This window comes from Algoriphagus sp. SE2 (genome assembly GCF_039563885.1).
GTDB lineage: Bacteria > Bacteroidota > Bacteroidia > Cytophagales > Cyclobacteriaceae > Algoriphagus.
This window is the reverse complement of the sequence record NZ_JBCLWJ010000009.1, coordinates 104,723-117,837: the sequence shown is the minus strand read 5'-3', so window position 1 is coordinate 117,837 and position 13,115 is coordinate 104,723. Positions and strand designations below refer to the sequence as shown.

Sequence of the window (13,115 nt, the reverse complement as noted above, 5' to 3'; positions counted from 1 at the left end):
TGTCCAAAGCTCAAAAATTAAATTAACTGATGAAGCTATCTTATTTTGTCGAAGATCTCCCCTTAAAACATACGTTTACTATTGCTCACCAAAGTAGAGATATTCAGGATACCTTGATTGTCAAACTTGAAGAGGATGGTTTAATCGGACTTGGCGAGTCTACTACTAATCCCTTTTATGGCATGACCGTCGAGAATATGAGTAAAAGTCTGGATGATTCCCGTGACATTGTCGAAGCTGGAGAATGGGATACACCAGAACATCTTTGGGAGTTGGGAAGGAATAACTTTAAGGTAAATCCTTTTGCCCAATGTGCCTTGGATATGGCAGCATGGGACTTATTTACCAAGAAAAAAGGCAAAAAACTGTATGAGTATTTAGAGTTGAATCCTAAAAATATTCCTACTACAAACTTTACTATTGGTATTGATACCGTGCCAAAAATGGTGGCTAAAATGAAGGAAGTGCATTGGCCTATTTATAAGATTAAATTGGGAACAGACGATGATTTGGAAATCGTGCGCGAGTTGAGAAAACATACAGATGCTATTTTTCGCATAGATGCCAATTGTGCATGGACAGCAGAGCAGGCGATTTCATACTCGGGCGAACTCAAGAAACTAGGCGTGGAGTTTATGGAACAGCCATTGGGTAAAGACGATTTAGATGGAATGAAGGAAGTTTTTATCCATTCTGAATTACCTGTTATTGCAGATGAAAGCTGCATCATAGAAGCTGATGTCAAAAAATGTCATGGTTTATTCCATGGAATAAATGTGAAGCTAGTTAAGGCAGGAGGAATCACTCCCGGTCTTAGGATGATTCATGAAGCAAAGTCATTGGGGATGAAAACCATGGTTGGCTGTATGACTGAATCGTCCATTGGAATCACGGCCATAGCCCATATTGCACCATTGTTGGATTATGTAGATATGGATGGTGCAATGCTTTTGTCAAAAGACCCGGCCAGAGGGGTTACTATTACTCCTGAAAAAGTAACTTTTCCTGAGGGAAATGGTATTGGAGCGAGTTTAGTATAAGGATCAAACAAAAGCGGAGATGAATCCATCTCCGCTTTTGTTTTATTCTTCACTGACAATCAGTTTAAATCCTTCACCATGTACGGTAATGATTTGAACTTTAGGATCGTCTTTCAGTAGTTTTCGGATCTTACTTAAATAAACGTCCATACTTCTCGCATTGAAGTAGCTATCATCTCCCCAAATTTGTTTTAATGCATGGCTTCGATTTACAAGCTTATTGATTTCAGAAGCCAAAAGCCGAATCAACTCATTCTCTTTTGAAGTAAGCTTATGCTTTCCCTTTGGACCTTCTAGGTATTGTTCATCATAGTGAAGGACAAAATCACCAAAATTGTAGATTTTTAAAGGGCTGATTTCTGTGCTTTTTTGTGTTCTTCTTAAAATTGCTGTTACTCTAAGCAGCAGTTCTTCCATACTGAAAGGCTTGGTAATATAATCATCAGCGCCTATTTTAAGTCCTTCAATAATGTCATCCTTTTGATTCTTTGCTGTCAAAAATAGAACTGGCAAATCCTCCTGGACTTTCTTTATTTCTTTGGCTAAGGTAAAACCGTCTTTTTTGGGCATCATAATATCCAAGAGACATAGGTCATATTTATCCTTTTTGAATTTGTTCCAGCCCTCCTCACCATCTCTACAGAGAGTGGGTTCATAGCCTTTCATTTCTAGATATTCTTGGAGAATATCTCCCAAGTTTGTATCGTCTTCGACGACTAGTAGTTTCGCTTTGCTCATTGCTTTTTGGGTAAGTTTATGGTGAACGTGGTTCCTTTTCCAACTTCACTTTCCACTTGAATGCCTCCTTGATGTGCTTCAAGCATGGTTTTTACATATGATAATCCCAATCCAAAACCTTTCACATCGTGAACGTTTCCTGTGGGGACTCTATAAAATTTATCAAAAATCTTCTTTTGGGCATCTTTAGTCATCCCAATGCCATTATCCTGAATTTTAATTATGAAATGATCATAATCTTCAAAGGCCTCTACTTTAATTTTAGGGGCATTTGGAGTGTACTTGAGCGCATTGTCCAACATATTATTGAAAATATGTGTCAGATGAAATGCATCCCCTTCAATAGTTGGGTTTTTAAGCCTATCCCTGAATTCGAGGGTACCCCCTTTATTTTCAACCTGAAGGCTGATATGCTGCATATTTGATTCCAATAATTCACTTAGATTCAATGGTTCAATCTTTAATTTGAAGTCCTGTTTATCCAGTGCGGCAGCTTGTAAAACCTTTTCTACTTGTGCTGTCAATCTTTTGTTTTCATCTTTAATAATCCCCAAGTACCGGTTCCTGAATTTATCCTGAGTGGATAGTTCAGGATCTTGTAGCGCTTCCACTGCAAGACTTACTGTTGCTAACGGAGTTTTGAACTCATGGGTCATATTGTTGATAAAATCATTTTTGGTATCAGATAGCGCTTTTTGCCTAATGATTACTTTAATGGCGTATATAAAACAAAAAATAATGACTCCGATAAAGACGATCGAACTGGAGATAGGTGCCCAAACCTGTTTAATAACATGATAGTTTTTTTCCGGGAAAAAGATATAGAGGAAATTTTCTTTGCCTAAAATATCATTGGGGAACAATTTAGCCTTAATCCCATCCTGAAGTAAAGTTTTTTGATCAGTAACCGGACCCAAAGGCAAAACTTCCCCATTATCTTTCATCAGTCCTAATTCAAAAGATTCTTCAATTCCTCTTTCTAATAAATGATTCCCGAGTAGTTCTCTTACCTGAAGGGTATCAAGTCGATCTAGGATAGCTTTTTGACCTGCTGCTAATTCATTCCAAGTCCTTTCCACCATATCGATTTTTAAATTTGCTCTCCTGATTTTATCTAGAATATCATCTGTAATATTTATTTCTGTCATTACTTCAGGAACTGGAGTTACCATCCTATTTGGCCTGTTTGGAGCAGATTCTACTTTGCTGAGGTAGCTTAATTGTCTTTCCTTCTCTTCTAAAAGAATGGCCATTTCATCCGGTGTGAATAAACTTGAGGCAAGCTCAGGCGTCATGTAGGCAAAAAACATTTCCAATTCCTTCAACGCACTCATATCAAAACCTCTGGACTCCAATATTCTTCGAAAGGTAGGACTTACTTCAGGAGCTTTATCTGTTAGCATCGTATCAACTATGGAGGGGCGACTCCTATACACTGATCTTTGCTGCACCTGAAAAGTAATGGGTTCAATTTTTTCAAATAAGGATTCTTGTAAAACAGGGTCTTTCATTAATGAGCTTAATAAAACATCAGAAGTTTCCCCTTTTTCCAGTTGTTCTACCGTCCCTGATAAAGCCATGTAAACGTTTTGATCAAAACGTTCTCTATTTATCCGGACGGCATTTCTAACCCAATAGTATTGAAAGCCCATTAAGCCAAAGCTGGCCAGGGACATCAAAACAATGATAAGAATTATGTTTCCTTTAGACATTATACAAATTTAGCCTGATTATAAAGCGCGATAAATTGCTTAACAATATTTAACTGGTAATCATTAAGAATGGGTTCGCTCTTGTGTAAACAAATTGAAATTTGATTCCGTTCTTTAAGGCATGATTTCTTAATTACATTTAAGGGGGCTTATGCCTCCTTTTTTTGTTATTTGGCTATCTTTGATCGCAAATTTAAGCACATGCCAGTATCTCAAAATCCTATTTCTATTCAGGGAGTTTCCTTGGAGTCTATTTCTAGAAAATTCGGTACGCCTGTCTATGTTTATGACGGGGAGAAAATAATATCCCAAATTGAAACACTGAAACAGGCATTTTCAGAGGTTCCCTTAAAAATAAAATACGCTACAAAAGCTCTTACCAATGTCAATATATTGAAACTGGTAAAAAGAGCTGGAGCAGAGGTTGATGCAGTTTCGATTGAAGAAATTAAGATATGCATGGAGGCTGGTTTTTCTGCTGCTGAAATCATGTATACTCCAAGCGGGGTGAACTTCCGGGAAGTGCAGGAAGCGGTGGAATTAGGAGTCATGGTAAACCTAGACAGTATTTCCTTAATGGAGGATTTTGGAGCTGCCTATGGAAATTCTATCCCTGCTTGTATTCGGATCAATCCCCATATTATGGCTGGTGGAAATGAAAAGATTTCTGTGGGTCATGTTCAAAGCAAGTTTGGGATTTCGATAGAGCAGCTGACCGATATCTTAGTGATTGTGAAAAAATTTGATTTGAAGATTGTAGGTCTTCATATCCATACTGGATCTGATATTTTAGATGCTGAGATTTTCCTGAAAGGTGGAAATGTGTTGTTTGAGGCTGCTACGAATTTCCCGGATCTCAGATTTCTGGATTTCGGTGGTGGTTTCAAAGTGACTTACAAAGAGGGTGATCCTTCCACAGATGTCCATGAAGTTGGTCGGATTGTATCAGAGGCATTTCAGCAGTTTTGTACGAAGTATGGGCGAAAATTAGAGCTTTGGATCGAACCGGGGAAGTTTCTGGTAAGTGAGTCAGGTTATTTGATTGTGGAATCTAATGTGGTAAAAAATACGCCACAGCTTACTTTCGTAGGAGTGGATTCGGGTTTAAACCATCTGATAAGACCTATGATGTACGATGCTTTTCATGATGTGTATAATCTCAGCAATATCGATGGGGATCAGGAGACCTACAATGTGGTAGGCTATATCTGTGAAACCGATACGCTGGCCAAGAATCGTAAAATTGGAAAAGTTAAAAAAGGGGATTTCTTGGTGTTTAAGAATGCGGGTGCATATGGATTTAGTATGGCCTCAAACTATAATTCAAGACTCAGACCTGCTGAAGTTTTGGTTTGGGAAGGAAAAGCTCATTTGATACGAAAAAGAGAAGAATTTCATGACCTTTTGCGTCATCAGGTAATTTTGGATATTTAGCCAGAATTATTTTAATAATAAACTTCTTTGGTATAATTATTGAACACCGATCATAAGTATTGGCACTTGAAATGCATTAAAATTGTGTTTTGTCAAGATGGTTTGGAACCCAATAAGATTGTAAGCCTCAATCATAAGCCCTAGTAGTTTCACAACCTACATTTCAATTTAAATTCACGGTTTTCCGTTACACTTAGTTTAACTTTGCCGTAATGGGATCGTGATGAAGATTATGTTGAGGAAGACCTTAGGCATATGTGTGTTTTTAATCGTACAATTTTTTGTACAGTTGGATATCTATGCTCAGGATACGCAGTATTCTCAATTTTATGCTGCGCCACTTTATTTAAATCCTGCATTAACCGGCTCAAGTGAACTTACCCGAATTGGAATTAATTACAGAAATCAATGGCCAGGTTTGGATCAGAGTTTCAACTCCTATTCAGCCTACATAGACCATTATATTTTCGATTATAATTCTGGAATAGGGTTGATTTTTAATGGGAGCCAAGAAAGTATGGCTCAACTCTCCACCAATGAAATTGGCTTGTCTTATGCCTATCGATTACAAATTAGTGAAGATTTGTTTTTCAGAGTAGGAGGCCAAGTCAGTTACATGCAGCGAAATGCTTTTTTCTCTGACTTGGTTTTTGGAAGTCAGATAGATATCATTAATGGGACTGTTGGTGGGATTACAGATGAACTCGACGGAGTCCCGCTAGACTCTAAATATAGTTTTATGGACTATGCAGTAGGAGGGATGATTTATTCTGATAAATATTGGTTTGGGGTTTCCGCTCATCATTTATCTGAGCCAAACAGATCTTTTGTAGAAGGACAAATTTCAAAACTTCCCATGAAGCTATCTGCCCAAGGAGGAGTTAAGTTTGATTTAGGAAATGGAGAAAGAGATTATTTTACCCACGCCTATTCTGAAAGATCCATTTCTTTCGCCTTTAATTATAAGCAACAAGATCCATTTAGCCAGTTAGATATAGGGGCTCAGTTATTTCTTGAACCATTGGTTCTTGGACTTTGGTATCGAGGATTACCTACCAAAAATTCACTTCCAAATAATGAAGCAATTATTGGGTTAGTTGGAGTTTCGCTAGAAAGCGGTTTGGATATAGGGTATTCCTATGATGTAACTACATCCAAACTGGGATTAAAGAACAGTGGTGGAGCTCATGAAATATCAATTCGATATACCTTTTTATGGGGAGATCAGAAGAGCAGAAATCAAAGAGGAAGAGTTATCCCTTGTTTCAAATACTAAACGCTTCATAGGGGTTTTGTCATTGAAGAATTCCAGGATTTTTCACTAGGGATGATTAAGAAAACAAAAAAGGATAGGGTCAACCTAAAATTGAATACCTAGGATGAATGTAGAAGATATAATTTAGCCTATGAATTTTTAAAGTTCGGGTTTTCCATTTCCACCCGTGTTTTAGGAAGACATTCTGGGTAATTCTTTTGAATAAATTCTATCATCTTTTCTCTTACATATACTCTTAAATCCCATGCGGTTGGAGAGTTTTTTGCACTGACTAAGATTCTTGTTTCGACAGTATGTTCTTTTGTATCACTTACTTGTAATACCTTTACTTTTTTATCCCAGAGGTCAGTTTTTTCTAGGATTCGATCCAACTCTTTTCGGAGTTCATCAAATGGAATCGTGTAGTCGGTGTATAAAAATACCGATCCTAATAAGTCTGCGGAAGTTCGAGTCCAGTTTTGAAATGGTTTTTCAAGGAAATAAGTTGTCGGTAACACGAGTCTTCTTAAATCCCAAATTCGAACCACTATGTAGTTTAAGTTAATTTCCTCTATCCAGCCCCATTCACCTTCCACCACAACCGCATCTTCCAATCGGAAGGGTTGGGTTATAGCTATTTGAATACCTGCTATCAATGTTCCGATAGCTTTTTGAGCGGAAAAACCAATAATAATTCCAGCTACACCTGCCGAGGCGAATAAGCCTACACCGATCTGCCGTATGGAGTCAAATGACAACAAGACAACCCCCACACCGAATATTATAATAATAAAATTGGCGACCTTCTGAAGTATATTTATCTGGGTATAAACTTTTCTAGCCTTAAGATTATCCTCCTTTGAAATGTCAAATTGCTTCAAAAAAGTAATCTTAAATATTTTAATTAGAATAATAAGTGACCAGGCTATACCCGAAATTATTAGAACAGTATTTAGGTGGGGCAGATATGAAAAAATACCTTCCCAATCTTTAGAATATTCCTTTAAGTAAATTTTTAGAATAATTAGTGTTAGGGTAACGAGGATAGGCAGTATTAGCTTGGTATATCTTTTCATAGGTGTAAGATTGAATAATAAAAAGTCTTAAATCGACGATTGAAGAATAAAATCCGAGATATTTTGGGCTAAAGAGGGTCAGAAAATAGGCAAATAGGTTTAGAATATCAAAGAATCACCTATTGTTAATTATTTATCCCGTTAATTTAAAAAAGGAATGACCACTAGATTTTATCTAGTGGTCTAAGATTTTAAGGTGATCAGCTTTTATTTCCGTGCCATTCCATTCTTTTTCCATTCTTCAAAAAGTGCAATCTCCTCTTCCGTCAAAGCAGGCTTTTTTAACTTAAATGGCATGAAGTCCTCATTATCCTGTGGCAATTTTATTCTTTTAATAATATCATCAATATTTGAAGCTACTGAATTATAGGTGTCAAGATATTTTTTCTTTCCTTCCTCAGGGAAGTGGCAAGGTGTGCAGCTTGCAATCATAATTGGCTTAATATCCTTATCATAAGTAACTTCAGAAAGTGAGGATGTAGTCGCCTTTTTTGTACTTGTACAAGATTGATATATGATCAATCCAAATGCTGTGATCAGTAATAGGTAACGTGTTTTCATAGAGCTTTGGTTAGGGAGTTAAATTCATAAAGTTCATTGGGTTATATAGTTCAAAAATTTGAGCCCAAATGGAAAATTTTTGAAATGTAGTGATTTGTCTGAAAATTAGAAATAAATAACTGTCAAAAAACTATTACCGTTATAATATTTTGCCTAACCTTTTCATATCGAATTAAAATATAGATAAAGATTCCATATCTATAATATTAATTTCAAAAGCAAATAGGATCAGTTTACTTTATTTTTGCTCTCAATTGTGCAATTATTTTTCAAGCATCCCATCTTCCATCCATTTAAAAAATATCGCTAATTCCCCTTCTCTTAGCGCTGGTTTCTTAAGTTTAAATGGCATGAAGCCCTTTCCAGCAGTATCTCTTTGCGTTCGATCTAAGATGTCATCAATTCTTGATAATACTCGATCGTAAGTATCGAGTTGATCTTTTTCACCCCCTGGGAAGTGGCAAGGTGTACAATGGGCCAGCATGATAGGCTTTATTTGTCTTTCAAAAGTGACAGGACACAAGTCATTATTACTAGCAGCTTTTTTTGAACTTAGAACAGCTAATCCCCCTTTGCCAATTATTTTTTTTCTCGAAGATGTCTTTTTATATGATTTAATTCTATCGTGACATTAATTTTTCCCATTCATACGAGATTGGAATAGATTAAATATTCAATTTTGATTTTTAAAGTTTGGTAAAAGAAACCAATCGCTTTCAATCAATTGATTAAGTATAAGCTTTATTCACTTTCCTCGCGAAAGAAATAAAACTATTTGAATGTAAGGGTTTAATGGAAATAGTGCTTTAGTTTAATAAATTAAAATATAGCATCCAGCGAACTGAAAGTGAACGAGAATTTATTTGGCTCACTAATGATTATTATCTTTGATTTAAATCGGATGAAAATATGAAACATAAGATTAAATACATTCTACTTTTTCTAATTGGATCAATATTCTCTTTTAGTTGTAATCAATCTGCCACTAATAGTGAGTCAAATGATACGATGTCTAAACAATTAGAAGATGAGAAATCACTGAAACCAACCAAAAAAATTAGCATTGCGGAAATTGAAGAAGGTATTAAGGCTTTTATAGCAGATAAAACAGAGGAGAATGGTGGAGTATTCCCTGTAAAGGATGAGCAACACGATTTAAAAATGAAATTAGTAAGAGTACATACCGAATATTTATCGAATCTTGGTCCAAATAGTCATTTTGCCTGTGTGGATTTAGTTGATGAGAGCGGAGATGTTTATGACGTTGATTTTTTTATGGAAGGTGAGCCAGGATCCATGTACGTTACATCTACGTCTGTTCATAAATTCAATGGAAAGCCTTTTTATTCTTGGAAGCAAAACAAGGAGGATAAAACTTGGTTTAAGCTACCTTTAGAACAATCCAATAATGATTTGCTTGGAGTAGTGGAAGGAAGAGATGAGTTTGAATTCTACTATTCTGCTCAAATTCCCCAACTGGAAGGATCAGCCAAAATGTGGATTCCTTTAGCTGAGTCTGATGATTTCCAAGAAATCGAGCTTTTAAGCATGGAAATACCTGACGGGGCCAAACAAATTAAAGAAGAGAATTTTGGCAATACCTTGTTGTTTTTGGAACTGGGCCCTGAAAATTCTGGCGAAGAGATCAATTTAAAGTATACTGTAAAAAGAAAGGAAAAGGGTCCATATAATGCTTCAGAACCAGATCTCTCTATTTATTTGGCATCTACTAAGCTTATGCCCACCGGGGGTCGTTTTGAGGAGATAGCAAAAGAAGAAATCGGTGATAAAATAAATGATTCACATCTGATACAGGCGCGTGTACTTTACGATTATATTATCGATAATATGCGCTATATGAAATTTGGTAATTATGGTAACGGAGATTCTAACTATGCCTGTGATTCCAAAACTGGAAACTGTACTGAGTTTCATTCATTCTTTATTTCTTTAGCACGGTCTGTAAATATTCCGGCAAGATTTGCAATCGGAGCTTCAATCCCCTCAGATCGAAATGAAGGAGGAATAGACGGATATCATTGTTGGGCCGAATTTTATGCCGATGGAAAATGGTGGCCTGTAGATATCAGTGAAGGGAATAAATACACAGCACTTGCAACATACTATTTCGGGAGGCATCCTGCTAACAGGATAGAGTTGAGTCGTGGGAGAGATCTAAAAATCAATCCGGGTCCAAAAGCAGGAGCCATCAATTTTTTGGCCTACCCATACCTGGAAATAGATGGAAAAGAAGTTAAAGTAAACTCTCGTTTTTCGTTTCAACGAAAAATAGAATCATAAAAAGAGCTCCAAACGGAGCCCTTTTTTTTATTCAAATTAATTATCTGTTGGGTGTTCTTCACCAGATGAAGGATGTTCTGTGCTATCAGTTTCAGTAGGATGTTCACTTTCTTCATTTGTCGGATGTTCACCTTCTTCTGACGGATGCTCACCACCTTCTGATTGCTCTGTTTGGTTTTCACTTTTAGCATCTTTTTTACCTCCACATGAAGTGAAAGTTAATGCTGAAATTGAAAGGATAATAAAAGCTATTCTGAAATTTGATTTTATGATTTTCATTTTTTCTAGTATTTGGGTAGATAAAAAGGGATTCTTTTAATATTTGAAATATACGGATAAAATATTTTTTAATTTTTATTTCATGCCAAGGCTTGTTGAAATCGAAGTAACAATTATAAATGATTTTCATTTTTTCCCGAAATATTCTTGGTCAGCCATGGGAATAGGTATTATGTTAGAATGTCCTCTGATACTATGAAGATAGAGCTGTCTTAGTGCAATTCTACTTAATAATCAATCACCAATCCATTCGGCTACAAAAAGGTTGGTATCCCTTGTTCCTCCATTATTTCTATTCGAAGAAAACACTAAGTATTTCCCATCATTTGAGAAAACCGGAAATGCATCAAATGTGCCGTCATGGGTTATCCTTGTCAATCCTGTTCCATCAAGATTTATCATAAATAAATTGAACGGATACCCTCTTTCAGTTTGATGGTTTGAAGCAAAAATTATTTTTTCACCAGAAGGATGAAAGAATGGAGCCCAGTTTGCCTTTCCCAGATCAGTGAGTTTTTTCACATTTGACCCATCAGCATTGGCAACGTATAGTTCCATGCTTGTTGGCATTACTAATCCTTCAGACAATAGATCCTTATATTCTTTTATTTCCTCCTCAGAAGATGGCCTGGAAGCCCTCCAAATGATCTTGCTTCCGTCAGGGGAGAAAAATGCGCCGCCGTCATAGCCAAGATCTGACGTGATTTGTTTTACATCCGAACCGTCAAGATTCATAGTGTAGAGTTCTAAGTCACCGGATCTAATAGAAGTAAAAACAATTCTATCTCCTTTTGGGGAAACAGTAGCTTCCGCATCATAGCCAGGTTCGTCTGTTAATTGAGATAGGATATTCCCTTCCATATCTGCTGTGAAAATATCGAAGCTTTCATAGATTGGCCAAACATATTTACCATCGGTTCTATCCTCTGGAACTGGAGGACAATTGTCTCCTCCTAAATGAGTTGATCCATAAACAATGGTTTTATTATCAGGAAGAAAGTAAGAACAGGTAGTTCTCCCCAAGCCCGTACTGAGCCGTTTTGGATGATTGTTTTTTAGATCATCTTCCCTCCAATTGGTATAAAAAATCTGATCACATTCAACACCCCATTCAGAATAATCAGATTGAAAAACCAACATACTGTCATCAAATGACCAATAAGCCTCGGCATTATTACCACCAAAAGTCAGCTGTTTGATGTTTTTCAAATATTTCATCTCTTCCGTGGTAAGTAAAAGAGAGTCAGAAGCTGAATGAACCTCGGTTTCATTCTCGATTTGTACCTCGGTTTTTTGGTTGCAAGCAAAACTCAACAGCACCAAAGCAACAAATAATTGTTTCATAGGATTAAAATTTTTAATAGCAGGGCGAAGATAATGATTATTATCTTTGCCGTAAATATTCAAAAAGCATGAAAGAAAAAGCCAGATATACGCTCGTTATTCTATTAGGATCACTCCTTACTTTTGGTTGTGATCAGACTCCAACTGACACACAATTAAAAAATGGATTGGAAAAAGATGTTTCGTATTTGGCAGCGGATGAGTTAGGAGGCCGGGCAATTGGTTCGGAAGGAGAGGTAAAAGCTGCAGATTATTTAGCTGATCAATTCCAAAAAATTGGTTTGGATCCAAAGGGAACGGAAGGTTTCTTTCAACCATTTACTGTATCGAAGCCTACCAATCCACATGAAGAGGCAGTAATCGGTACGGATGGAGAAGGAATTACAGGAAGAAATGTTGTTGGGTTTATTGATAATCAATCAGAAAATACCATTGTGATTGGAGCTCATTTTGACCATTTGGGAATGGGGGGAAGCGGCTCCCTGCATAGAGGAGATTCGGCAATTCATAATGGAGCTGATGATAATGCAAGTGGCACAGCAGCTTTGCTTGCTTTGGCAAAAATTTTAAAGCATGAAAAACATAATTCTAATTTCCTTCTGATCGCATTCTCAGGCGAAGAAAATGGTCTTTGGGGCTCAAACTATTTTGTGAAGAACCCAACGATTGATCTTTCGACTGTGAATTTTATGATCAATATGGATATGGTGGGAAGAATGAATGAAGAAAAAACACTCGCTATAAATGGGGTAGGGACCAGCCCTTCATTTAATCCTGTATTTGATCAGGTGAATTCGGATAGCTTAAAAATTGTAACTTCAGAATCGGGTGTTGGACCATCAGATCATACCTCTTTCTATTTACAGGATTTGCCAGTTCTACATTTTTTTACTGGTCAACATGAAGATTATCATAAACCCTCCGATGATTCGGAATTGATTAATTATGATGGGTTGCTTCTAGTTGTAAAATATATTGATCGATTAGTTGATCAGTTGGATTCGGAACCAAAATTAGCTTTCACCAAAACTAAAGACAGTACTGGTGATTCTCCTAGATTTACGGTTTCTCTTGGTGTGATTCCCGATTATCTCTATGATGGGAAAGGTATGAGGATTGATGGTGTTTCGGTCGATAAGCCTGCTGAAGCAGCCGGGATGATGAAGGGAGATATTGTGGTACAGTTGGGGGATTCAACAATTGTGGATATGATGAGCTATATGAATGCATTAAGTGCTTTCAAAAAGGGAGATGAGACAACAGTTTCTTTTGAGCGGGATGGTCAAAAAATTGAAGCGAAGATTGTTTTCTAATCTTAGTATTGCTTTTGCATGTTTGGCCAGCTTCATATTAATCAAAAAAAGATTTGAGCCAA

General features: G+C 36.7%; 12 protein-coding genes. 5 read left to right on the top strand and 7 right to left on the bottom strand.

All coding sequences use genetic code 11. The features are described from left to right. Positions 1-29: 29 nt before the first annotated feature. Positions 30-1,040 carry a dipeptide epimerase gene (locus tag AAGF08_RS12320; protein ID WP_343511487.1) on the top strand — a complete coding sequence of 337 codons (1,011 nt, stop codon included), beginning with the start codon at positions 30-32 and terminating at the stop codon, positions 1,038-1,040. Between the two features lie 42 nt (positions 1,041-1,082). Here the strand turns inward: AAGF08_RS12320 and AAGF08_RS12315 are convergent, their stop codons facing one another. Continuing rightward, entirely contained in the window at positions 1,083-1,778 is a 696-nt protein-coding gene (locus tag AAGF08_RS12315; RefSeq protein ID WP_343511485.1) for a response regulator transcription factor, read from the bottom strand. After that, a complete protein-coding gene (locus AAGF08_RS12310) occupies positions 1,775-3,490 on the bottom strand; it encodes a HAMP domain-containing sensor histidine kinase (protein ID WP_343511484.1) in 1,716 nt (571 codons plus the stop codon). The genes AAGF08_RS12315 and AAGF08_RS12310 overlap by 4 nt, the downstream gene beginning before the upstream one ends. A gap of 201 nt (positions 3,491-3,691) precedes the next feature. Here AAGF08_RS12310 and lysA point away from each other — a divergent pair, with 201 nt between their 5' ends. Both lysA and AAGF08_RS12300 read left to right on the top strand, forming a co-directional pair. After that, on the top strand, positions 3,692-4,924 hold the full coding sequence (gene lysA, locus AAGF08_RS12305) for a diaminopimelate decarboxylase (protein ID WP_343511483.1): 1,233 nt from the start codon (positions 3,692-3,694) through the stop codon (positions 4,922-4,924). A gap of 232 nt (positions 4,925-5,156) precedes the next feature. Next, the gene (locus tag AAGF08_RS12300; protein ID WP_343511482.1) at positions 5,157-6,200 is read left to right on the top strand and encodes a type IX secretion system membrane protein PorP/SprF; all 1,044 of its coding nucleotides are present in this window, start codon (positions 5,157-5,159) and stop codon (positions 6,198-6,200) included. Between the two features lie 128 nt (positions 6,201-6,328). Here AAGF08_RS12300 and AAGF08_RS12295 read toward each other — a convergent pair whose 3' ends face one another. The 3 genes from AAGF08_RS12295 to AAGF08_RS12285 all read right to left on the bottom strand — a co-directional run bounded on the left by AAGF08_RS12295 (position 6,329) and on the right by AAGF08_RS12285 (position 8,300). Continuing rightward, entirely contained in the window at positions 6,329-7,255 is a 927-nt protein-coding gene (locus AAGF08_RS12295; RefSeq protein ID WP_343511481.1) for a mechanosensitive ion channel family protein, read from the bottom strand. 207 nt (positions 7,256-7,462) lie between these two features. Continuing rightward, a complete protein-coding gene (locus tag AAGF08_RS12290; protein ID WP_343511480.1) occupies positions 7,463-7,816 on the bottom strand; it encodes a hypothetical protein in 354 nt (117 codons plus the stop codon). 262 nt (positions 7,817-8,078) lie between these two features. Further along, entirely contained in the window at positions 8,079-8,300 is a 222-nt protein-coding gene (locus tag AAGF08_RS12285) for a hypothetical protein (RefSeq protein WP_343511479.1), read from the bottom strand. A 425-nt stretch (positions 8,301-8,725) separates the two neighbouring features. On the opposite strand from AAGF08_RS12285, the gene AAGF08_RS12280 reads away from it, so the two are divergent. Next, the gene (locus AAGF08_RS12280) at positions 8,726-10,117 is read left to right on the top strand and encodes a transglutaminase-like domain-containing protein (RefSeq protein ID WP_343511477.1); all 1,392 of its coding nucleotides are present in this window, start codon (positions 8,726-8,728) and stop codon (positions 10,115-10,117) included. A gap of 36 nt (positions 10,118-10,153) precedes the next feature. On the opposite strand, the gene AAGF08_RS12275 is transcribed toward AAGF08_RS12280, so the two are convergent. Together AAGF08_RS12275 and AAGF08_RS12270 are read right to left on the bottom strand one after the other, a co-directional pair. Continuing rightward, positions 10,154-10,396: a hypothetical protein gene (locus AAGF08_RS12275; RefSeq protein WP_343511476.1), complete on the bottom strand. Its 243-nt coding sequence runs from the start codon at positions 10,394-10,396 to the stop codon at positions 10,154-10,156. Between the two features lie 234 nt (positions 10,397-10,630). Next, a complete protein-coding gene (locus tag AAGF08_RS12270) occupies positions 10,631-11,740 on the bottom strand; it encodes a hypothetical protein (protein WP_343511475.1) in 1,110 nt (369 codons plus the stop codon). Between the two features lie 68 nt (positions 11,741-11,808). On the opposite strand from AAGF08_RS12270, the gene AAGF08_RS12265 reads away from it, so the two are divergent. Next, positions 11,809-13,053 (top strand): M28 family peptidase, encoded by a 1,245-nt coding sequence (locus AAGF08_RS12265; protein ID WP_343511473.1) that lies wholly within the window; start codon positions 11,809-11,811, stop codon positions 13,051-13,053. Positions 13,054-13,115: the final 62 nt, after the last annotated feature.

What these genes read in the sequence shown, in the direction of transcription:
- AAGF08_RS12320 (WP_343511487.1), top strand. Translation starts at nt 30, where the DNA reads ATGAAGCTATCTTATTTTGTCGAAGATCTCCCCTTAAAACATACGTTT.
- AAGF08_RS12315 (WP_343511485.1), bottom strand. Translation starts at nt 1,778, where the DNA reads ATGAGCAAAGCGAAACTACTAGTCGTCGAAGACGATACAAACTTGGGA.
- AAGF08_RS12310 (WP_343511484.1), bottom strand. Translation starts at nt 3,490, where the DNA reads ATGTCTAAAGGAAACATAATTCTTATCATTGTTTTGATGTCCCTGGCC.
- lysA (WP_343511483.1), top strand. Translation starts at nt 3,692, where the DNA reads ATGCCAGTATCTCAAAATCCTATTTCTATTCAGGGAGTTTCCTTGGAG.
- AAGF08_RS12300 (WP_343511482.1), top strand. Translation starts at nt 5,157, where the DNA reads ATGTTGAGGAAGACCTTAGGCATATGTGTGTTTTTAATCGTACAATTT.
- AAGF08_RS12295 (WP_343511481.1), bottom strand. Translation starts at nt 7,255, where the DNA reads ATGAAAAGATATACCAAGCTAATACTGCCTATCCTCGTTACCCTAACA.
- AAGF08_RS12290 (WP_343511480.1), bottom strand. Translation starts at nt 7,816, where the DNA reads ATGAAAACACGTTACCTATTACTGATCACAGCATTTGGATTGATCATA.
- AAGF08_RS12285 (WP_343511479.1), bottom strand. Translation starts at nt 8,300, where the DNA reads ATGCTGGCCCATTGTACACCTTGCCACTTCCCAGGGGGTGAAAAAGAT.
- AAGF08_RS12280 (WP_343511477.1), top strand. Translation starts at nt 8,726, where the DNA reads ATGAAACATAAGATTAAATACATTCTACTTTTTCTAATTGGATCAATA.
- AAGF08_RS12275 (WP_343511476.1), bottom strand. Translation starts at nt 10,396, where the DNA reads ATGAAAATCATAAAATCAAATTTCAGAATAGCTTTTATTATCCTTTCA.
- AAGF08_RS12270 (WP_343511475.1), bottom strand. Translation starts at nt 11,740, where the DNA reads ATGAAACAATTATTTGTTGCTTTGGTGCTGTTGAGTTTTGCTTGCAAC.
- AAGF08_RS12265 (WP_343511473.1), top strand. Translation starts at nt 11,809, where the DNA reads ATGAAAGAAAAAGCCAGATATACGCTCGTTATTCTATTAGGATCACTC.